The sequence below is a fragment of the Paraburkholderia sp. OAS925 genome (genome assembly GCF_040543975.1).
In the GTDB taxonomy this organism is placed as follows: domain Bacteria; phylum Pseudomonadota; class Gammaproteobacteria; order Burkholderiales; family Burkholderiaceae; genus Paraburkholderia; species Paraburkholderia graminis.
This window is the reverse complement of record NZ_JBEUNO010000001.1, coordinates 2,631,374-2,650,503: the sequence shown is the minus strand read 5'-3', so window position 1 is coordinate 2,650,503 and position 19,130 is coordinate 2,631,374. Positions and strand designations below refer to the sequence as shown.

Annotated in this window: 13 protein-coding genes and 2 pseudogenes; 3 read left to right on the top strand and 12 right to left on the bottom strand. The window is 64.5% G+C overall.

Annotated features, from left to right (window positions below; translation table 11 throughout):
* Positions 1-62: 62 nt before the first annotated feature.
* Together ABIE53_RS11565 and ABIE53_RS11560 are read right to left on the bottom strand one after the other, a co-directional pair.
* Positions 63-743 (bottom strand): PspA/IM30 family protein, encoded by a 681-nt coding sequence (locus ABIE53_RS11565; protein ID WP_006051744.1) that lies wholly within the window; start codon positions 741-743, stop codon positions 63-65.
* Between the two features lie 417 nt (positions 744-1,160).
* Positions 1,161-1,850 carry a plasmid mobilization protein gene (locus ABIE53_RS11560; protein ID WP_029968619.1) on the bottom strand — a complete coding sequence of 230 codons (690 nt, stop codon included), beginning with the start codon at positions 1,848-1,850 and terminating at the stop codon, positions 1,161-1,163.
* A gap of 532 nt (positions 1,851-2,382) precedes the next feature.
* On the opposite strand from ABIE53_RS11560, the gene ABIE53_RS11555 reads away from it, so the two are divergent.
* Complete coding sequence (locus ABIE53_RS11555; protein WP_006051741.1) at positions 2,383-4,884, top strand: penicillin-binding protein 1A; 2,502 nt, start codon at positions 2,383-2,385, stop codon at positions 4,882-4,884.
* A 156-nt stretch (positions 4,885-5,040) separates the two neighbouring features.
* Here ABIE53_RS11555 and ABIE53_RS11550 read toward each other — a convergent pair whose 3' ends face one another.
* From ABIE53_RS11550 to ABIE53_RS11535, 4 genes and pseudogenes are all read right to left on the bottom strand, one after another.
* Positions 5,041-5,760 carry a glycosyltransferase gene (locus ABIE53_RS11550; RefSeq protein ID WP_107706760.1) on the bottom strand — a complete coding sequence of 240 codons (720 nt, stop codon included), beginning with the start codon at positions 5,758-5,760 and terminating at the stop codon, positions 5,041-5,043.
* A gap of 228 nt (positions 5,761-5,988) precedes the next feature.
* A pseudogene (locus ABIE53_RS11545) lies at positions 5,989-7,558 on the bottom strand (efflux transporter outer membrane subunit).
* Positions 7,559-7,560: 2 nt separating this feature from the next.
* Entirely contained in the window at positions 7,561-10,689 is a 3,129-nt protein-coding gene (locus ABIE53_RS11540) for an efflux RND transporter permease subunit (RefSeq protein ID WP_053858173.1), read from the bottom strand.
* A complete protein-coding gene (locus tag ABIE53_RS11535; protein ID WP_107706762.1) occupies positions 10,686-11,849 on the bottom strand; it encodes an efflux RND transporter periplasmic adaptor subunit in 1,164 nt (387 codons plus the stop codon). Before ABIE53_RS11535 ends, ABIE53_RS11540 begins: the two co-directional genes overlap by 4 nt.
* A gap of 217 nt (positions 11,850-12,066) precedes the next feature.
* On the opposite strand from ABIE53_RS11535, the gene ABIE53_RS11530 reads away from it, so the two are divergent.
* Complete coding sequence (locus ABIE53_RS11530; protein WP_029968608.1) at positions 12,067-12,684, top strand: TetR/AcrR family transcriptional regulator; 618 nt, start codon at positions 12,067-12,069, stop codon at positions 12,682-12,684.
* 99 nt (positions 12,685-12,783) lie between these two features.
* Here the strand turns inward: ABIE53_RS11530 and ABIE53_RS11525 are convergent, their stop codons facing one another.
* Positions 12,784-12,996 carry a hypothetical protein gene (locus ABIE53_RS11525; RefSeq protein WP_006051735.1) on the bottom strand — a complete coding sequence of 71 codons (213 nt, stop codon included), beginning with the start codon at positions 12,994-12,996 and terminating at the stop codon, positions 12,784-12,786.
* Positions 12,997-13,271: 275 nt separating this feature from the next.
* On the opposite strand from ABIE53_RS11525, the pseudogene ABIE53_RS11520 reads away from it, so the two are divergent.
* A pseudogene (locus ABIE53_RS11520) lies at positions 13,272-14,283 on the top strand (LysR family transcriptional regulator).
* Here the strand turns inward: ABIE53_RS11520 and ABIE53_RS11515 are convergent.
* The 5 genes from ABIE53_RS11515 to ABIE53_RS11495 all read right to left on the bottom strand — a co-directional run bounded on the left by ABIE53_RS11515 (position 14,280) and on the right by ABIE53_RS11495 (position 19,069).
* Positions 14,280-14,669: a cupin domain-containing protein gene (locus ABIE53_RS11515; RefSeq protein ID WP_006051733.1), complete on the bottom strand. Its 390-nt coding sequence runs from the start codon at positions 14,667-14,669 to the stop codon at positions 14,280-14,282. The pseudogene ABIE53_RS11520 and the gene ABIE53_RS11515 sit on opposite strands and share 4 nt — an antisense overlap.
* 185 nt (positions 14,670-14,854) lie before the next feature.
* Positions 14,855-15,085, bottom strand: a complete 231-nt coding sequence (locus tag ABIE53_RS11510; protein WP_006051732.1) for a DUF2795 domain-containing protein — start codon at positions 15,083-15,085, stop codon at positions 14,855-14,857.
* A gap of 183 nt (positions 15,086-15,268) precedes the next feature.
* A complete protein-coding gene (locus tag ABIE53_RS11505) occupies positions 15,269-15,523 on the bottom strand; it encodes a hypothetical protein (protein ID WP_029968601.1) in 255 nt (84 codons plus the stop codon).
* 334 nt (positions 15,524-15,857) lie between these two features.
* Positions 15,858-17,195: a C45 family autoproteolytic acyltransferase/hydrolase gene (locus ABIE53_RS11500; RefSeq protein WP_029968600.1), complete on the bottom strand. Its 1,338-nt coding sequence runs from the start codon at positions 17,193-17,195 to the stop codon at positions 15,858-15,860.
* A 140-nt stretch (positions 17,196-17,335) separates the two neighbouring features.
* Positions 17,336-19,069, bottom strand: a complete 1,734-nt coding sequence (locus ABIE53_RS11495; RefSeq protein ID WP_029968599.1) for a ClcB-like voltage-gated chloride channel protein — start codon at positions 19,067-19,069, stop codon at positions 17,336-17,338.
* Positions 19,070-19,130: the final 61 nt, after the last annotated feature.

Genomic DNA, 19,130 nt, shown 5'->3' with positions numbered 1-19,130 from the left:
GCGGCCGGCGGCCGGTTAAACATCCACGCTCACCGGCCTGCCGTCAGACACTACTCACGCAATTACTGGGCCGGCGTATTGAGCTGCTTCTTCAGCGCTTCGAGACGGTCTTCCACCGACGGGCCGCGGTTCAGATCCGCGAGCTTGTCGTCGAGCGCCTTGCCGCTTTTGACGTCGGCGGAATTCAGGCGTGCGTCCGACCGTGCATTCGACAGTGCGACCTTGTCCTCGAGCTTCTGAAAATCTTCGGAAAGGTTTTTTCCGCCGATGCCGCCGAGCGCCGTCGCAGCGACGTCTTTCGCCTCGGCGATTTGCTGCTTGGCCTGGAGAATGTTGGACCGCGCGTTCAGATCGTTGCGGCGCGCGCGCATGTCTTCGATCTGGCTCTTCAATTGCGCGACCGACGGCTCGAGCGTGGCGAGTTCCTTCGTCAGTGCATCGCGTTCCGCCTCGGCGGTGGCTTGCGCGCTCAGCGCTTCACGCGCGAGCGCTTCGTCGCCGGATTGCAGCGCACGCTTCGCGCCGTCTTCATACTTCTTCGCCTTGTCGGCGGCAACATCGCGCTTGCTTTGCTGCGTGGCCACCTGCGCCTGAATCTCGATCAGCGAATTTTCGGCCTTGCCGATGCTCTCGTCCAGTTCGCGCACGATCTGGCGCGAGTCGCGCGACGGGTCCTGCACGGAGTCGGCCGCGTCGTTCAGGAGACCTTTTAGCGTGCGCGAAATGCTGTCAAAAAGCGACATGAAAACCTCCAAAGAATGGTGTCGGCGCTGAATAGTTCACGCGCGTTCGATTGCTTGCCACTGCTACTTTACGCCGCCGCGCGACAAGCAGCGCAGCGTTCGGACCGGAGGTCGGGGCGCGCGTGCGGAATGCAATAGCACGAGCGCAAATTGTCCGGCCGGTTCGCGCATGCGTCGCGTGATGAAGCGGCAAGCTTCGATGATAAACACGCGAGCGCGTCCCTCCAGCGGCTCGCGGATATTACACCACGGGCTCTCTTAAAATGCGCTTAAAGGGCACGATGCGCGAGCCGCTCAGTGTGCGAGCGGCGAGTGTCGTCGGCGTGAATTGAGCGATGGTTGCGAAAGCGTAAGCGCGCGGAGACGATGAGCTTGCATCGTACATTCGCCTTACACCTCCATTGCGTTTCGCCGGCGCTAGGCGAAGCGTCCGCCTTCGGGGCCCAGATCGCCTTGCGGATCGTCGTCATCGCGCGCGATGTCGAGGCGAGGGCGCTTCAATACGCTCTTTATGTGCGTCTGTACTTGCGTCTGCGTGGTGACGGCAGCGGGCGCCGGCTTCTGATCGGCAGCCGCTCGGGCCGCGGCGACTCGCGCGACGGCTTCGGCCGTAGCGACGGCGTCTTCATCGACATCGGCAGTGAGCGCGGCCAGCACATCGGCGGGCAGCAGCGGGGCGGGTTCGGAAGGAGCGGGTTGAGATGCGTGCGGCGCGCTACCCGCAAGCGCTTTGCCTGACGACGTCATCGGCTCATGCGCCGCGCGGTTCGCCGCATCGGGCAGTGCGTGGTTTGCGTCGGCGTTCGCGAGTCCGCTCGCCTCGCTGCTCGCGCGCGTGCGCAAGCCTGGCGGCAGCGCCGCGCGCGCATGCTCCGTGTCCTGCGCGACGCGCCGCAGCGCGGCGTCGAGCGCATCCGGTGCGCGCGGCGCATTGAGCCTGTCGACGATGCTCGCCGCTTTCACCTGCTCGCTCGTCGCGTCGAAACTCAGCACCGCGCGCCGCATGAGCTCGCTGACGCTGATGCCGAGCTCGTCGGCGGTGGCGGCGATCGCGCGTTTCTGCGCGGGCGTAACGAATACGACGATGCGTTCGCTGGGCTTTGTCATGATCGGCTCGCATACTTTTGTTGGTGTGGCGCTTCGCGGCGCGCATCGGCGTGCGCCGAATCCATCATATGACGAGTTGCGCCGATCGCAAACGGGCGCGTCGTGAAAATGCCGTGACATCAACGGCTTGTGGCGTTTTTGGTGGGCTTGTCCACAGGCTTGTGAACGTTTTCTGTTGATAACTCGCGCTGTGTGCGCAAGCGCATCGAAAGCTTGCCGAATCTACTCAAGCCCGCGCCGCCGGGGCCGCCGCGAAGGGAATTCTTACAAAAAAACTGCGTTGAGCGCGGCTTGATTTCTTTAAAATGCGCTGTTACGTTGCGCCGGACAGTGTTCGGGCGCGCCGTGGCGACTCGCGGGGGCAAAGGGTCGCGCGGCGGTTTGCGTCCCGGACAACGCCCGCTCAGGATTCATGCGCGCTTCAAGCGCGAGAACAAGGCGTTGAATCATGGCATCCGGTCATGGCATTCAGTCATCCACTGAGTCATGAGACTGAGTCACGCCATTGATTCACGCGCCCACTATTCCAGTCATGCCAATCATCAAACGACCGCATTCTTCGCATTCTCCCGCCGGTCAAGACCGGGACTCCTACCGCCGCACCGAGGGACGCAACGCCGCTTCGCGAGATCGCGAAGAACGCGGCCGCCCGATCGGCGCGACCATCGCGATCTGGTTCGCGAGCTTCGCGGCGATTGTCGCCGTGGTGGGCGCGCTGATCGTCGGCTATGCGCTCGTCGTGATGGGGCCGAACTTGCCCTCGCTCGACGCGCTCACCGACTATCGTCCGAAAGTGCCGCTGCGCGTCTACACGGCGGACCATGTGCTGATCGGCGAATTCGGCGAGGAGCGGCGCTCCCTCGTGCGCTTCCAGGACATCCCCGACCAGATGAAAAAAGCCGTGCTCGCGATCGAGGACTATCGCTTCTACGAGCACGGCGGCGTCGACTTTCTCGGCATCTTGCGCGCGGGTTTCGCGGACCTCGCGCACGGCGGCGCGTCGCAGGGCGCGAGCACGATCACGATGCAGGTCGCGCGCAACTTCTTCCTGTCGAGCGAAAAGACCTACACGCGCAAGGTTTATGAAATGCTGCTCGCGTACAAGATCGAGCGCGCGTTGACGAAGGACCAGATTCTCGAGCTGTACATGAACCAGATTTATCTGGGTGAGCGCGCGTATGGTTTTGCCGCGGCGGCCCGCGTGTACTTCGGCAAGGATCTGAAAGACATCACGCTCGCGCAGGCCGCGATGCTCGCGGGTCTGCCGAAAGCGCCGTCCGCGTATAACCCCGTGGTGAACCCCAAGCGCGCGAAGATCCGTCAGGAATACATTCTGAGGCGCATGTTCGAGCTTCGCTATATCAGCCAGGAGCAGTACGACCAGGCGGTGAAGGAAGAGATTCACACGCGCAATCCGGGCAACGAATACAGCGTGCACGCCGAGTACATCGCCGAAATGGTTCGGCAGATGATGTATGCGCAGTACAAGGACGAAACCTATACGCGCGGCCTGAACGTGACGACCACGATCGATTCCGCCGACCAGGACGCCGCGTATCGCGCGGTGCGCAAGGGCGTGATGGATTACGAGCGGCGCCACGGTTATCGCGGGCCGGAAGGTTTCGTGCAATTGCCGGCTGCGGGCGACGACCGCGATCAGACTATCGACGACGCGCTCACCGATCATCCGGATAACGGCGAACTCGTCGCCGCCGTCGTGACGGACGCGAGTCCGAAGCAGGTGAAGGCGCAACTCGTCGACGGCACGCAAGTCACGATGAGCGGCGAGGGCTTGCGTTTTGTGGCGAATGCGCTGAGCGCGCGCGCCGCGTCGGCGACGAAGATCAAGCCCGGCTCGATCGTGCGCGTGATGAGCGACGACAAGGGCAACTGGCAGATCACGCAGCTTCCGCAAGTGGAAGGCGCGCTTGTGTCGCTGACGCCGCAGGACGGCGCGATTCGCGCGCTCGTCGGCGGCTTCGATTTCAACAAGAACAAGTTCAACCACGTGACGCAGGCATGGCGTCAGCCGGGTTCGAGCTTCAAGCCGTTCATCTATTCGGCCGCACTCGACAAGGGCCTCGGACCGGCGACGATCATCAACGACGCGCCGCTGTACTTCCCGTCGAGCACGCCAGGCGGCGACGCATGGGAGCCGAAGGACGACGATCAGCCGGATGGTCCGATGCCGCTGCGTCTCGCGTTGCAGAAGTCGAAGAACCTGGTGTCGATCCGCATCCTGTCGTATATCGGCACGAAGTACGCGCAAGACTTCGTCACGCAGCGTTTCGGTTTCGATGCCGACAAGACCCCGCCGTATCTGCCGATGGCGCTCGGCGCGGGGCTCGTCACGCCGTTGCAATCGGCGGGCGCGTATTCGGTGTTCGCCAACGGCGGCTATCGGATCAACCCGTATCTGATCAGCGAAGTCACGGACGCGCGCGGCGAGCCGCTTTCGAAAGCCCAGCCGCTCACGGCCGGCCGCGACGCGCCGCGCACACTCGAGCCGCGCAACGCGTACATCATGAACAGCCTGTTGCATTCGGTCGCGACGGCGGGCACGGGCGCGGGCACCAACGCGCTGCATCGTTCGGACTTGCAGGGCAAGACGGGTACGACCAACGACGCAAAGGACGGCTGGTTCGCCGGTTATCAGCAATCGCTCGTCGCCGTTGCGTGGATGGGTTACGACCAGCCGAAGACGCTCGGCAGCCGCGAGTTCGGCGCGCAACTCGCGTTGCCGATCTGGGTCGAGTACATGCAGCGCGCGTTGCGCGGCGTGCCGCAAAGCGAGCCGGCGCAACCGGACGGCGTGACTTCAGTCGACGGCGAGCTGTTCTATTCGGATATGACGCCGGGGAATGGTTTCGTGGCGAGTATCGGGCTCGATTCCGCGAATCCGACGGCCGGTGTGAGCGATGCGGTCGGCGGCGTGGGCCCTGCGGGTATGACGCCGCCGGCGGTGCCGCCGCCGAGCGTGTCGTCGAACGAGAAGAAGCAGATCATGGATCTGTTTGAGTCGAATAAGCCTTGAAGATGGGAAGCGCGTGCGAGCGGTGCTCGCACGCGCTGTGTTCTGTGCAGACCGCAAGGCAATGCGGACTTATGCGCGGGTCTGCCGTGTCGCTGAGACTAAGCGGAGGGCCGCGGCGTGCAATGCCGCCGAACATGGCCCGGTGCAGGTTCTCTTTCAGTAGCCTGCCTCTCGGCGTATCTCTTTCAGTTGTGCGTAACTGATTATCTGAAAATGCTGATCGTCGTTAAATTGGGCGATGAGCTTTGAGTCGTCGGGTGGCGTTTCTCCAAACATCTGGTAGTGAAATGCAAGCGTGGTCACATAGTTGACAGTTGGCACGATTGAGTGGGCTCGCGTGTAGCCACCGGTCTTCACGGCACGCCAGAAAACCCTGTCGCCGACGATGCTCTCAGACGAGTCCTTGAAGAGCCAGACTGCGCATGCGGGAAACGCAGCTCGCGTCAGGAAATAGCAATTCGTGTCGTTGAAATCGATCCCGTTGGATTCCTTGCAGATGCCAAGCACGCGGCCGTCTGCCGCAATTATTGTGCGAGTAGCCGTGACCACCTGCGCACCCGTCATCTGTACTATTGAGCGCATCGTTTCGATGTGGTTTGGCTCGTACCAGTTGTCGGCATCGAGAAAGCAGATCGCATCGAAACCATTGGCAGCCGCGCACGCGGCACCTACTCCACGAGGAGTGTCTCCATAGTCACCGTGATTCGGAATCTTGATGTGGACGACGTTTTCCCAGCTATCGACATCGGCAGCAGGGAACCCATCGGCGACCATGAAGTGAGTGACGTCCCCTTGCTGTCCAAGGACGCTCTCGTGGCACCTTCGTAGAACGTCAAGCGGCTCTTTATAGTACGGGCTAATAACGGCGACTCGCATGAAGAATTCCCGAGGTATCCATGGAGCGGCGAATTATATATATCGGTAGGTCGCAGAAGGCTATCTCGATTAATGGTCGCGCGAGGTCTACGTCTTTAAGGCAATCCCCGCCGCTTATGCTTCATTCCGCACCGCTGCCGATAACCCCAGCCCGCTCAACGAGTTAGCCTGCTTATCAGAAAGTTTTCAACAGGCTCATGAACATCAACTGGGGATAACTCCGGCCGACTAATTCGTACCACCAGGTTTCGCCTCTACTCCCCGCGAAACCTCGCCCAAACTCGCCTGCCCACCGTCACCCCCCACAGGCGGATTCCCCATCGCCTGAAACAGCGCCGCCGTATCCGCGAGCCGTGCGCTCGTGTAGCGAATCTCATCGAGCTGCGCATTACGAAACTGCTGCTCGCTGGTCCGCGTCGACGACACCGGCACGGCGCCGAGCCGATAGCGCCCCGACGTTTCATCGAAAACACCCTGCGCCGAACGCGCCGCCGTACTCGCGGCATCCAGCGCCTGCGCGTCATGCTCGAGCGCGGCGAGCGTATCGGCGACGTTCTGGAACGCGGCGAGCACCGTTTGCTTGTATTGCGACACCGTGGCCTCGTAGGTGTTCATGGCCGCGCGGCGCTGCGCCATCAGCGCGCCGCCGTGAAAGAGCGGCTGCGACAGTGACGCGCCGATGCTCCAGATCGCGCCCGCGCCCGAAAGCGCGACCGGCCAACTGAAGCCGCCCTTGTCCCATCGACGCGCTCAGCGACAGGCTCGGATACATCTGCGCGGTCGCCACGCCCACATCGGCGGCGGCGGCTTTCAACGCGGCGTCGGCGGCCTGAATGTCGGGCCGCGCACGCAAGAGTTCGCTCGGCACCACGACCGGCACCTGCTCGGGCAGATGCAAGCTCGCGAGTTGGAGATCGTCCGGTGCGGCGTCCGGCGTGCGGCCCAGCAGCACGGCGAGCGCGTGACGCGTCGTTTGCCATTGCTGCCTGAGCCCCGGCAGACTCGCCGACAAACTCGCCGCACTTTGTTGCGCGCTCAACTGATCGGCATGCGAGACGGCGCCAAGCGCATAGCGCCGCGCGGTGTCGTGAGCCTGATCGTTCGCGAGCGTGACGAGCCGCTCGGTTGTGTCGATTTGCGCGCGCAATGCCGCGCTCGTGATCGCGGCGCTCACGATGTTCGCAGCGAGCGCGCGCCGCGCGGCGTCGAGTTGATAGGCCTGCACGTTCACGCGCGCGGCGAGCGCGGCATCGGCGAGACGCGCGGCGCCGAACAGGTCGATCGTATAGTGCGCCTGCAATTGGCCGACGAAGATGTTGTACAGAAACGTGTTCGGGCCGATCTCCGGAATCGCCAGCGCGCGATTGCGGGTTGCCTGACCGCCCGCGTCGATGGTGGGCAGCATCGAACTGCCGATCTGCGCGCGCAGTTGCTCGCGCGCGGCGGCAAGCGTCTGTTCGGTGGCGGCGAGCGTCGGGCTATTGCGCAAGCCTTCGTCGACGAGCGCGTTCAACGCATCCGACCGATACAGCGTCCACCACTCGGGCACCGGTTTGCCGCCGACCATGAACTGCTGCGCGACGCCTTGCGCGGCGACGGTTTGCGCCGGTTGCGCCTCGCTGCCGTAGTGGAGCGGCTGCGGCATCGCCGGCGGCTCGCCGTTCGGTCCGAACGAACAGCCGGCAAGCGAAGCGGCGAGCGCGAAGGTGAAGCCCGCAAGCGCCGTGCTGCGCGAGACGCGTGCCGGCGAGAAAACCGCCAACCTGCGCAAGAGGCGGGAATGTGCGAACTGGTTCATGTTCAATTTCCCGTGTGCGCCGCGCCGGATTCGGGCGGCGTTTGCGGCTCGCGCTCGTCGTTGCGTACGCGGAACGACAGCGCGTAGAGAGCCGGCAGATAGAACAAGGTGAGGACGGTCGCGCTCGTGATGCCGCCCATCAGCGCGGTGGCCATCGGCCCGAAAAAGTTCGAGCGCAACAGCGGAATCAGCGCGAGCACGGCGGCGGCAGCGGTCAGCGTGATCGGCCGGAAGCGCCGCACGGTCGCGCCGACAATCGCGTCGAAGCGCTTTTGCCCCGAGGCGATGTCCTGCTCGATCTGGTCGACCAGAATCACCGAATTGCGCATGATGATGCCGAACATCGCAATCACGCCGAGCATCGCGACAAAGCCGAACGGCTTGCCGAACAGCAGCAGGGTGAAGACCACGCCGATCAATCCGAGCGGCGCCGTCAGCACCACCATCAGCACGCGCGCGAAGCTCTGCAACTGGATCATCAGCAATGTGAGCACGACGACGATCATGATCGGCATTTGCGCATTGATCGACGCCTGGCCTTTGCCGCTTTCTTCGACGGAACCGCCTATCTCGATCCGGTAGCCGACAGGCAAGCTCGCGCGAATCGGCGCGAGCGCCTTGTCGACGGCATGCGTCACGTCGATGCCTTGCGCGCCCGGCGCGACGTCGGACTGCACGGTGATGGTCGGCTGACGGTCGCGTTCCCAGATCACGCCGTACTCAAGATCGTTGCGCAGATGCCCGAGCGTGCCGAGCGGCACCGCGCCGTTCGGCGTGGGCATGGCGAGCGTGACGAGCTTCGCCGGGTCCACGCGCTCGGCTTTCGGCGCGCGCAGATCGACGCTGATCAGCTTGTCGCGCTCGCGATACTGCGTGACGGTATAGCCGGACAGCGTCATCGCGAGGAAGCTCGAAATGTCGTCTGAACTCACGCCCAGTTCGCGCGCTTTTGTCTGGTCGACTTCGAAGCGCACCGAGCGTTCGGCCGGCTCGTCCCAATCGAACTGCACGTTGCGCGTATCGCGGTCGGCGCGCAGCGTCGCGGCGACTCGCTCGGCGATCGAGCGCACCGTCGCGATGTCGTCGCCGCTCACGCGAAACTGCACGGGATAGCCGACCGGCGGCCCGTTTTCGAGGCGCGACAGGCGCGTGCGAATCGCGGGAAAGTTATTGCGCAGTTCGGGCTCGAGCCATTGCGCGAGCTTCTCGCGCTCTTCCACGGACTTTGCGGTGATCACGAACTGCGCGAAATTCGGCTGCGTCAGTTGCTGGTCCAGCGGCAGATAAAAACGCGGCGCACCGGTGCCGACGAAGTCCACCGAGTGATCGATTTCAGGGCGTCCCACAAGTACCTTTTCGAGCCGTTTCGCTTCGCGCAAGGTCGCGTCGAACGATGCGCCTTCGGGCAGCCGCACGTCCACCAGCAGTTCGGGCCGGTCCGAACTCGGGAAGAACTGCTGCGGCACCAGCGCGAAGCTGGCCATCGCCACGACGAACAGCACGATGGTGATGGCGAGCACGATGAAGCGCCGCTCGATACACCAGCCGATCCAGCCGCGCAGACGCTTATAGAAGCCCGTGTCGTAGATGTCGTGTTCGTGATCAGGAGCGTGGTGCGCCTCGCGCTTGCGCTCGGGCAGCAGGTGAAAACCGAGCAGCGGAATCAGCACGACCGCCGCGAGCCACGACGCGATCAACGCGATCGCCGAGACTTCGAAAATGGAGCGCGTGTATTCGCCGGTGCTCGACTTGGCCAAGGCAATCGGCAGAAAGCCCGCGACGGTGACGAGCGTGCCGGTCAGCATCGGAAATGCCGTGCTGGTGTAGGCGAACGCCGCGGCGCGCGTGCGGTTCCAGCCCTGCTCGAGCTTCACGGCCATCATTTCGACGGCGATGATCGCGTCGTCGACCAGCAGGCCGAGCGCAAGCACGAGCGTGCCGAGCGATACCTTGTGCAGTCCGATGTCGAACATGTACATGCACAGCGCGGTGACGGCGAGCACGACCGGAATGGAGATGACCACCACCATGCCGGTGCGCACGCCGAGCGACACCAGGCTCACCACCAGCACGATCGCGATGGCTTCGGCCACGGCTTCCAGGAAGTCGTCGACGGAATGAGCGACGGCGTGCGGCATGCTCGACACTTCGGTCAATTGCAAACCGGCGGGCAGCGCCTTGCGCAGGCCGACCATTTGCGCGTCGAGCGCCTTGCCGAGACGGATCACGTCGCCGCCCGGCTGCATCGTCACGCCGATGCCGAGCACCGCCTTGCCGCCCGCGCGCATCTGCGTGACGACCGGATCGTCGTAACCGCGCTTGATCGTCGCGATGTCGCCGAGACGGAACGAGCGGCCGTTGATGCGGATCAGCGTGTCGGCAAGCGCGTTCACGTCCTTGAACTGGCCGGTGGGACGCACGAACACGCGGTCGTCGGTCGTGGTCAGCGTGCCCGCCTGCGACACCGCGTTCTGCGAGTTGATCGCCTGCCCGAGTTGTTGCGGCGAAATGCCGAGCCGCGTGAGCTGCGTGTTCGTGATCTCGACGTAGATGTGCTGATCGGGATCGCCGAAGTAATCCACCTTGGCGACGCCGGGCACGCGCAGCAGCACAGTGCGCAACTGGTCCGCGTAATCGTGCAGTTGCGCGGGCGAGAAGCCGTCGCCTTCGAGCGTGAAGATGTTGGTGTAGACGTCGCCGAATTCGTCGTTGAAGAACGGACCCTGAACGCCTTGCGGCAAGGTCGCGGCGATGTCGCCGACTTTCTTGCGCACCTGATACCAGGTTTCGGGCACGTCCTTCACGGGCGCGGAGTCTTTCATCGTGAAGAACATCAGCGACTCGCCGGGGCGCGAGTAGCTGCGCACGAAGTCGATGGCGGGCGTTTCCTGCAGCTTGCGGCCGATGCGGTCCGTCACCTGTTCCTGGACCTGGCGCGCGGTCGCGCCGGGCCAGAAGGTGCGGATCACCATCACGCGAAACGTGAACGGCGGGTCTTCGGATTGCGCGAGGCGCGTGTAGGCGAGGGCGCCGAACGCGGTGGCCAGTGCGATCAGGAAGACGACCAGCGCCTGATGGCGCAGCGCCCACGCGGACAGATTGAAGCGTCCTTCTTCGTGCGTCGCGCTCATGAAGCGAAGTCCTCGGGATGCAGTGGCGCAATCGCGCGGACTTTCTCACCGGCGCTGACCGTATGCACGCCTTGCAGCACGACGTGTTCGCCGTTCTTCAGGCCCTGGCTCACGACGATCGTGCGCTCGTTATAGCGCGCGACCGTGACGCGGCGCAGCTCCAGCGCGCTGTCCGCCGCTCGCACGACCCACACGGCCGGCTGCGTGCCGTCGTGAAAGAGCGCGGTGGACGGCAGCACGAAAAAGCCGTGCTCGCCTTCGGCGTTGCTCGCCGCCGAAGACGAACGCGCCGACAGCGCGATGTCCGCGGTCATGCCGAGGCGCACGTCGGGCCCAGGATTCTCGAGCGTGAGTTTCGCGCGATAGGTGCGGCTCTGTGGATCGGCGGCGGGCGACAGTTCGCGCACGCGCGCCGTGAACTTGCGGCCAGGCAGTGCGCCGAGCGTGACGTTCGCCGTTTGCCCGACGGAGAGGCCGGCGAGCGCGCTTTCCGGCACGTCGCAGACCACGTCGAGTTCGCCGCTCCACGCGAGGTTGTAGACGGCCTGGCCCGCCGACACGTTCTGACCTGTGTCAGCCTGCTCGGCGGTGATCACGCCGGCGTGATCGGCGGCGAGCGTCGTGTATTGCAACTGATCTTTCGACAACGCCGCCTGCTGCGCCGCCTGATCGCGCTGCGCAGCGGCCGACGCATATGCGTTGGTGGTCTGCTCAAGTTGCGCGGGGGCGATCAGATTTTCCTTGGCTTGCGCCCGGTCGCGGTCGAGCTGCTGCTTCGCGTATTGATAGCTGTGCTCGGCGGCGGCGAGCTGCGCCTGCGCGCTCGCAGCGTTCTTTTGCGCATCCGCGGGATCGAGGCGGGCGACGATCTGGCCGCTCTTCACCACGTCGCCAAGACGCACGCGCCGCTCGACGATTTTTCCGCCGACGCGAAACGACAGCGGCGTCGAATAACGCGCCTGCACCTCGCCGGGCAGCGACGCGACGGGCGCGGCGTTGCCGTCCGCATGAACGGCGACGGCCACGACGGGCCGCGGCTCGGGCGCCGCGGCTTCCTTTTTCGAACACGCGCTCAACGCGACGACGCCCGCAAGCGCGAGCGCAACGGCGAGGCGGCGCGCACGCCGTTGCCCCGCGAGGCGAGGAGACTGCTGGCGCATCGCTTCAGATGCGCGGAAACCGGGACGCTTCACAATGACCCCAACCGGAAACAGCGAAGAACATGGCAGGCCGCAGCGGCATACCAGCGAAGAGCGCACGCCCGGTCATGCAATTGGCATACGCATCTGATTTTCAATGATGCCTCGCATTCTAATACACACCTGTATCTGAATGTCGATGTGAATTAGAATTCTTTTCGGTGCTAGACTTGCGCCCATGAAACGGCAAAGACTCACACGCGAGCAAAGCAAAGACCAGACGCGGCAGCGTCTGCTCGACGCTGCGCAGGCAACTTTTATGAAGAAGGGCTTTGTCGCGGCGAGTGTCGAGGACATCGCCGCGGCGGCGGGCTACACGCGCGGCGCGTTCTATTCGAACTTCCGCAGCAAGAACGAACTGTTCCTGGAACTGCTGCGGCGCGACCACGAGGCCATGCAGGCGGGCTTGCGCGCGATTTTCGAAGAGGCGGTCACGCGCGAGCAAATGGAAGAGCGCGTGATGCGCTACTACAGCAACCTGCATCGCGAGAACAAATGTTTTTTGCTGTGGGTCGAGGCGAAGCTGCTGGCGGTGCGCGACGGCCGCTTCCGGCTGCGGTTCAACGCGTTCATGCACGAGAAGCTCGAGCAGCTCGCCGCGTATGTGAGCGAGTTCTCGGAGCGGGTCGGCACACCGCTGCCGCTGCCGGCCGCGACGCTGGCGCTGGGCTTGATGGGTTTGTGCGACGGCGTGCAGTTCTTCTACACGGTCGATCCGCAGAATGTGCCGAGTGAAACGGCAGAAGCGGTGCTGGCTGGATTTTTCGCGCGCGTGGTGTACGGGCGCAGCGCCTGAGGGCGCGAGGTGCTTAAAGCGCGCGAGGGCGCGTGAAGCGCGAGCATGCGTGGGGCTGAAGATGCCCCACGCCTTTGCGCATAAGTCCCGCTGCGGGAATCAGTTTGTCGTGAACTGCGTGCAGGTATCGACGACGGGGCTCGCGCACACGAACGAATATTCGCCGCTGTAGCGCAGGACTTCTTTACCCGCATGAAGAACGACCTTGATGTCCGGGCAGCGCTCGTAAGCGATAAACGCCGAGCAGGCTGCGGCGGACCAGCAGACCAGAGAAAACGCGATTTTTTCGAGAAGCTGGAAACGGTGTGGCATGGCTAGAGGCTGACGAAATAGCTAGCGGTGAAATTGTTCAGGCGCCATCTTACCAGCATCTAAGGGTTTATACCTAGTCTGACTCCGCAATCACGGGTGAAACGTCGCGCGCACGCATCGGCCAAGCTGGCGGGATTGTCATGTAGAGGTCAGGGTTGGGACAGGTCAGGTCGATACAATCGATTCGTTGGGCAAATCCGCGCGAGCTTTGCCGCGCGGGGTGATGGAGGCGGCAGCGCGCGCCCGGCCCGGCATCTCGACGCAGGAGTCGCCCCATGAATCAATTGCAGTCCATGCGCGTGTTCGTCAAAGTGGCGGACCTCGGCAGTTTCGTCCGCGCGGCAAACGCGCTGGATCTTTCCACCGCTGTCGTCACGCGCCATGTGGCCGATCTGGAAGCGCGCCTCGGCGCCCGTTTGCTCAATCGCACCACGCGCCGTCTGTCGCTGACGGAGTCGGGCGCGACCTATCTGGAGCGCGTGCGTCATCTGCTCGACGATCTCGAAGGCGTCGAGCAGATGCTGGCCGCGCGCCATCACGAGCCGGTCGGCACCCTACGGATCGTCGCGCCGGTGGTGTTCGGGCTGCAAAGCCTCGCGCCGGCCGTGCAGTCGTACGCGGCGCGCTATCCGGACGTCGTGCCCGATGTGACGCTCGCCGACCGCCAGGCGGATCTCGTCGAAGAAGGTTTCGACGTGGGCATCATGGTCGGGCGTCCGGCGCGCAGTGCGAGCATCGTCACGCGGCGACTCACCACCTGTCAGCTAACCGTTTGTGCGACGCCGGCCTATCTCGCGCAGCACGGCACGCCGACGCGCCCCGACGATCTGTTGCGTCATCCGTGTCTGAGCCGGGCGCCCGAGCAGGGCGGCGAGGAGCGTGTGTTCAGCGGACCGGAAGGGCTCGTGCGCGTGAGGACCACCAACGCGATTGCCGCGAACAATAGCGAAATGCTGCGGCAGTTCGCGCTGCTCGGCATGGGCGTCGCGATTCTGCCCGAGCTATCTGATTGGCCGCGACCTGGCGTCGGGCCGGCTTGTCGAACTGCTCGGCGATTACCGCCTGCCCGAGATCGAGATCACGATTGTCTATCCGAGCCGCCTTCACTTGCCGGCGAAGGTGCGGACTTTCGTCGATCACCTCGTCGAGCATTTCGAGTCGGACTTCACGGCGCCGGCGCGCGATTCGCGACATGCGAAGCGTGCAGGTGCGCTCGCGGGTTGCGGAGTCCGGCATGTGCGGCCACGAGCGGGCGCCGCCGCCGGTCTCGCAACGGCGCCGGGCTAGATCCAGAGATCGTTGACGGCCGTGCGTTCGTTGGTTGCTTCGCCAGTGTTCTTGACGCCGCGCGGCTCGATCAGCAGCAGCTTCACTTCGCGCTCCGCGAACGGCTTGTGTTCGGTGCCTTTCGGCACGACGAACATTTCTCCCGCCGACAGCGTCACGAAACCGTCGCGCATGTCGATGCGCAACTGGCCGTCCAGCACGATGAAAGTCTCGTCGGTGTCGGCATGCTCGTGCCACACGAAATCGCCTTCGATGCGCACGACCTTGAACTGATAGTCGTTCATTTCGGCAACGACGCGCGCTTGCCATTGGTCCTGGAACAGCGCGAGTTTTTCAGCGAAATTGATCGCGCGGTAGGTTTGTTGTTCTGGCTGGACGTCGGACATGTGGTGCTCCTTCCAAAGAGGGTTGCTGTCTCGGGAAAGAGCATAGCGCGCGCGGACGAGGCGCGTCTGGAACGTTTGTGCGCGGGAGCGGGGCGCGAGCGGCGGCGCTTAGGTCGCGCTTAGGTCGCCTTTAGGTCGGGCTTTTGACCGCGCTCACCTGCGCCCGCACTCACCTGCGGACAAACTCACACACTGAGTCCCGGCCCGAAATTGCCGCCGATCAGCCGCGTGACCGAATCGACGTCCGCGTAGTCCTGCTCAGGCAGGCCGTCGAGCATCGACAGGACTTCGTTGCTCGCACCTGCCTCGCGCGCCGCGTCGACGAGTGCGTCCTTGTTGGCGGGGAAATGGATTTCGCTGAGTACGTCGGAGATCTGCAAGTCGATGGATTCCCCGGGGATGGACGATGCCGTCATGCAAGCGCTCCTGCAGATAAAGTTGGAATGAATCGCGGCGCCGCCCGAGCCGCACAAGCCGCCGGCGCCGCTCAAGCCGCACGCGGACCGCCGCGAGCCGGAACTCCGTATTGCCGGCCGGTTCGCCGCACTCGACCCCTCGGTCGAAGCGGACCGAGCAAAGCCACGCAACGGGCGCTGCTGTCAGGTCTGCAAGCGCTCATTGCGCGCCGCAAACCCACGCTCCGGATGTCGCGACTTCGGCAGGACGATATGCTGCCATTGCTGCGGACGATTGTCGTCCGTGACGGCCACGTCAGGCGCTGCGGGGGCGACTGGCGCGGCGTTCGCGCGTTCGGCGAGGGTGCTCGCCGGCGTGCCGTCCTGCGCGGTGTGAACCGGCGCGGCAAAGCACGAAGCGGACAGCGTCACCATGGTCAACAGTGTCGAGGTTTTCATGCCCGACCTCCTAAGCTCATGCGGCGCTAAGCATTCAGCAAGGGCTGTGCCGTCCCCGCGTCGAAAGGAAAGCGCAAGCCGCGCGAGGCCGGGCTGCAAAGGCCGCGCGCTTTGGTCGGGCGGGGCGCGTAATGCTTGCCCAGCGGCCTGCAAAGCAAGCTTGCCGCGCGCCTCGTGACCACCCATTGTAAATCGCCGATGATGGCGCGGGAATGGCAGTCAAAAGGCAGTGGTGTTCAGCAGTTTGCAGGCGCGGCGGCGCGGCACGGCTGATCGCGCGAGCGGCTGTTCGCGCGTCGCGAAGCTCGCGTCGCTCCATCCTTGCACGCCGCCGCTACCTCAGCACATCGAAGCGCGTCCACGGCCACGACGGCCGGTCGCGCATATAGCCGTTCAGCCAGTTCCACTGCGGATGCCGCTTCATGAACGCCTGGGCGTCGAACGGCCGGCCGCACGGATGTCCCCAGCGCGCCGAGAACGCCATGTCGCGCGCCATCTCGCTGTCGACCACCTTGCCGTCGTTCGCGCCCCACGGATTGAACGGCCCGTGATCCGAGCCGCCGAAACGCGCGTCGTCCAGTTCCAGATGTCCGCAGATCGTGCGCGAACACGGGTTGTCGTTGCGATCGAGATAGACGTCGTGATGATCGGCGATCATCGCCTTCGCGAGCTCGACGTCGATCTTGCCGCGGTGCATCTCCTCGAGCTGCATGAAGCGCAGACGCCGCGCGCCGTTCTTGCGCACGTCGGTATAGTCCTCGCCTTCGCCGATGCATTCCTGGTTGCGGATCTTCAGATCGGTCGCCGTGTTGTAGCCGCTGTAGAAGCCGTCCTTCGTGCTCTCGAAGCCGGAGTAGTGCAGCCCCAGTTCATAGCGCGCGATCTCGCCGGTCTTGATGTCGCCGAGCAGCCAGCTATTCGCGTAGCCGCCGTTGTTCGCCACGGCAAACATTTCGCACCATTCGCCGATGCTGTTCGCGTATTGCGACGCGCGTCGAGAACGGTAGAACTCGGGCGCGCCCGCCGCGTTGTAGCCGACGAAGTTCGAGATGGTCGTCTCCGTCACCATCAGTCCCGCGGCCGTGACCCAGAAATCGGTGAGGCTCGAAATGCAGCCCGGCAGGCCCTGCATCAGAATGCGGTTGCCCTCGTCGGGCACGATGTCGAAGATGACGTTAAACGCGTCGCCCGCGGCGTAGCGGTCCCACGAGTTGTGCGCCATCACGATGCGGCCGTCGCGCGTGGCGTTGCCCGTTGCGATGAACGCGCTGCAATGATGGCCGCGCCGGCCGCGCCAGGGCTTGAGTCCGAGGCCGGGCTTTTGCTGGGCCGCGTGCGCGGGCCACCAGCTTTGCAGCAGGTCCATGTAGCCGTTCCACGCGAGCACTTCGGCGAACGGCAGTTTCGCGCCGTCCGCGATGCCCTGAATTTCGTCGGCGAATTCGGTGTCGAGCTTGTTGGCGAACTGCGAGACGGCGGCCTCGACGAAGGTGTCGAACTCTTCGCCGGTGTCCCATTTCGCAAGGTAGCGGGCGGTGCGGATTGCGTTGCGGATTTCGGCTGCGAGCAGTTGGCCGTGCTGTTCGCCGCGATCGTACGGCTCACCTTCGATATGCAGGAAAATCCAGCCCGCCTGGTCGCGGCGCGCGGCGTCAAGGGACGGTTCGCTCATCTTCCCTCCGATCGGATGGCGGGCGTCGCGCTCGCCCGGCCTGGCGTAAGCTCGCGCTGCCGATGCCGCCACAGCGTCTTTTCATTGTAGAGATTCTGCGATGCTTTGCACGGGCGCGCCGCCCGCGTGCGGAGCCGTGCTCAGCGCGTCGGATTCATGCGGAAGTACGCGTCCAGCAGCGACGTTTTATAAACCACGCCCGCAAGCCGCGGATGCGCGGCGCTTTCGACAACCGGCAGGCGCTCGCCCTGGAACGCCATGAAGTGCTGCAACGCGACGCCGAGCGGCATGTCGGGCGTGAGCACGTCGAAGTGCGGCTGAAGATAGTCGGCGGCGGTTCGCGTCGAGGTATCGCGCTTGTCGAGCAGATCGGACGTGATGTCCTTCAGCGCGACGACGCCGAGAAACGCGCCCGATTCGTTCGCCACATACAGATACTTGACCGGATATTCGAGGAACACGCGCGTCATGTCGTGCACGGTCGCATTGGGCGGCACGACGGTCTGCGCAGGGCGGATCAGCTCGCGCATCTGCGTCGCGCGCAGGCGCGTGCGTTCCTGCTCTTCCTGATTGCGGCGCAGCGTGATTTCGTACATCGACGTCTTGCCGATCGCCCGCGAGACAAAGTACGCGACGACGCACGAAAGCATGAGCGGCAACACCACCTGGTAGCTGAGCGTCATCTCGAAGATCATCAGGATCGCCATCAGCGGCGCCTGCGTCGCGCCCGCGAGGAAGGCGCCCATGCCGACCATCGCATACGCGAACGGCGCCGAGGTGCCGTGCGGCCACAACGCGTGCATGCTCTGCCCGAACAGCGAGCCGACCACCGCGCCGACGAACAGCGTCGGCGTGAACACGCCACCCACGGCGCCCGAACCGGCAGTGGCCGCGGTCGCCACCAGCTTGAACACCAGCACGACGACGAGCGCGGTCCACGTCCACGGCGAATGCAGGATGGAGTTGACGACGCTGTAGCCGTTGCCCCACACCTCGGGCGTCCATACGGACAGAATGCCGACCACGAGCCCGCCGAGCGCAAGCCGCGCGGGCAGCGGCAACGGCAGCTTGCCGAACAGCGCCTTGGAGCCGTCGAGCAGCCGCAGAAACTGCGGCGCGGCTGCGCCGCACAGCAGACCGAGCGCGACGAACAGCAACACCTCGACGCCCGCCACCGGCGGAAACACCGGCATTTCATACGGCGGCTTGTAGCCGGCGAATTCGCGCATCGTGATGTTGGCGACGACTGCCGCGACGACCACGGGCCCGAAGCTTTCCATCGCGATCGAGCCGAGCACGATCTCGGTGACGAAGAACGCACCCGCGATCGGTGCGTTATACGCCGAGGTGATGCCGGCCGCCGCGCCGCAGGCCACCAGCAGGCGCAGCCGCGGCGGATCGAAGTGCACCCAGCGCCCGATCAGCGAGGCCGCGAGCGCGGCAAGCTGCACCATCGGACCTTCACGGCCGATCGAGCCGCCGCTTGCAATCGTGAACAGCGACGAGACGCTGCGCCACAGACTCAGCTTGACCGGCACCACGCCGTCGCCGATCGCCACCGCCTCCATGTAGTCGATGTGATTGCATTTGTCGGCGTGACGACGGGCGATCAGCAGCAGCGAACCGGCGATCAGGCCGCCCGCCGCCGGCAGCCAGATGCGCACCGTCCACGGCAGGCTGCGCGCCATTTCGACAAAGCTGCCGGCCTTGCCGGCCACCAGCAGTTGCAGGATCTCGATGCCGCGGCGAAAGGCGATCGTCGCAAAGGCGCCCGCGACGCCGACCACCACCGACCAGACCAGCATCGTATGGGCGTCGGAGAGACGGAAAAGATCTTGCGCGCGGGTGCGCAGCTTCAGCAGGAATGAAAGCACGTCGGCGGTACGGAGCGGGAAGAAGCGTTGAAAAGCGCGCACGGTAACAGCAGCGCGCCCG

What these genes read in the sequence shown, in the direction of transcription:
- ABIE53_RS11535 (WP_107706762.1), bottom strand. Translation starts at nt 11,849, where the DNA reads ATGCGCCAGCAGTCTCCTCGCCTCGCGGGGCAACGGCGTGCGCGCCGC.
- ABIE53_RS11500 (WP_029968600.1), bottom strand. Translation starts at nt 17,195, where the DNA reads ATGAGCGAACCGTCCCTTGACGCCGCGCGCCGCGACCAGGCGGGCTGG.
- ABIE53_RS11510 (WP_006051732.1), bottom strand. Translation starts at nt 15,085, where the DNA reads ATGACGGCATCGTCCATCCCCGGGGAATCCATCGACTTGCAGATCTCC.
- ABIE53_RS11565 (WP_006051744.1), bottom strand. Translation starts at nt 743, where the DNA reads ATGTCGCTTTTTGACAGCATTTCGCGCACGCTAAAAGGTCTCCTGAAC.
- ABIE53_RS11540 (WP_053858173.1), bottom strand. Translation starts at nt 10,689, where the DNA reads ATGAGCGCGACGCACGAAGAAGGACGCTTCAATCTGTCCGCGTGGGCG.
- ABIE53_RS11525 (WP_006051735.1), bottom strand. Translation starts at nt 12,996, where the DNA reads ATGCCACACCGTTTCCAGCTTCTCGAAAAAATCGCGTTTTCTCTGGTC.
- ABIE53_RS11555 (WP_006051741.1), top strand. Translation starts at nt 2,383, where the DNA reads ATGCCAATCATCAAACGACCGCATTCTTCGCATTCTCCCGCCGGTCAA.
- ABIE53_RS11515 (WP_006051733.1), bottom strand. Translation starts at nt 14,669, where the DNA reads ATGTCCGACGTCCAGCCAGAACAACAAACCTACCGCGCGATCAATTTC.
- ABIE53_RS11550 (WP_107706760.1), bottom strand. Translation starts at nt 5,760, where the DNA reads ATGCGAGTCGCCGTTATTAGCCCGTACTATAAAGAGCCGCTTGACGTT.
- ABIE53_RS11560 (WP_029968619.1), bottom strand. Translation starts at nt 1,850, where the DNA reads ATGACAAAGCCCAGCGAACGCATCGTCGTATTCGTTACGCCCGCGCAG.
- ABIE53_RS11505 (WP_029968601.1), bottom strand. Translation starts at nt 15,523, where the DNA reads ATGAAAACCTCGACACTGTTGACCATGGTGACGCTGTCCGCTTCGTGC.
- ABIE53_RS11530 (WP_029968608.1), top strand. Translation starts at nt 12,067, where the DNA reads ATGAAACGGCAAAGACTCACACGCGAGCAAAGCAAAGACCAGACGCGG.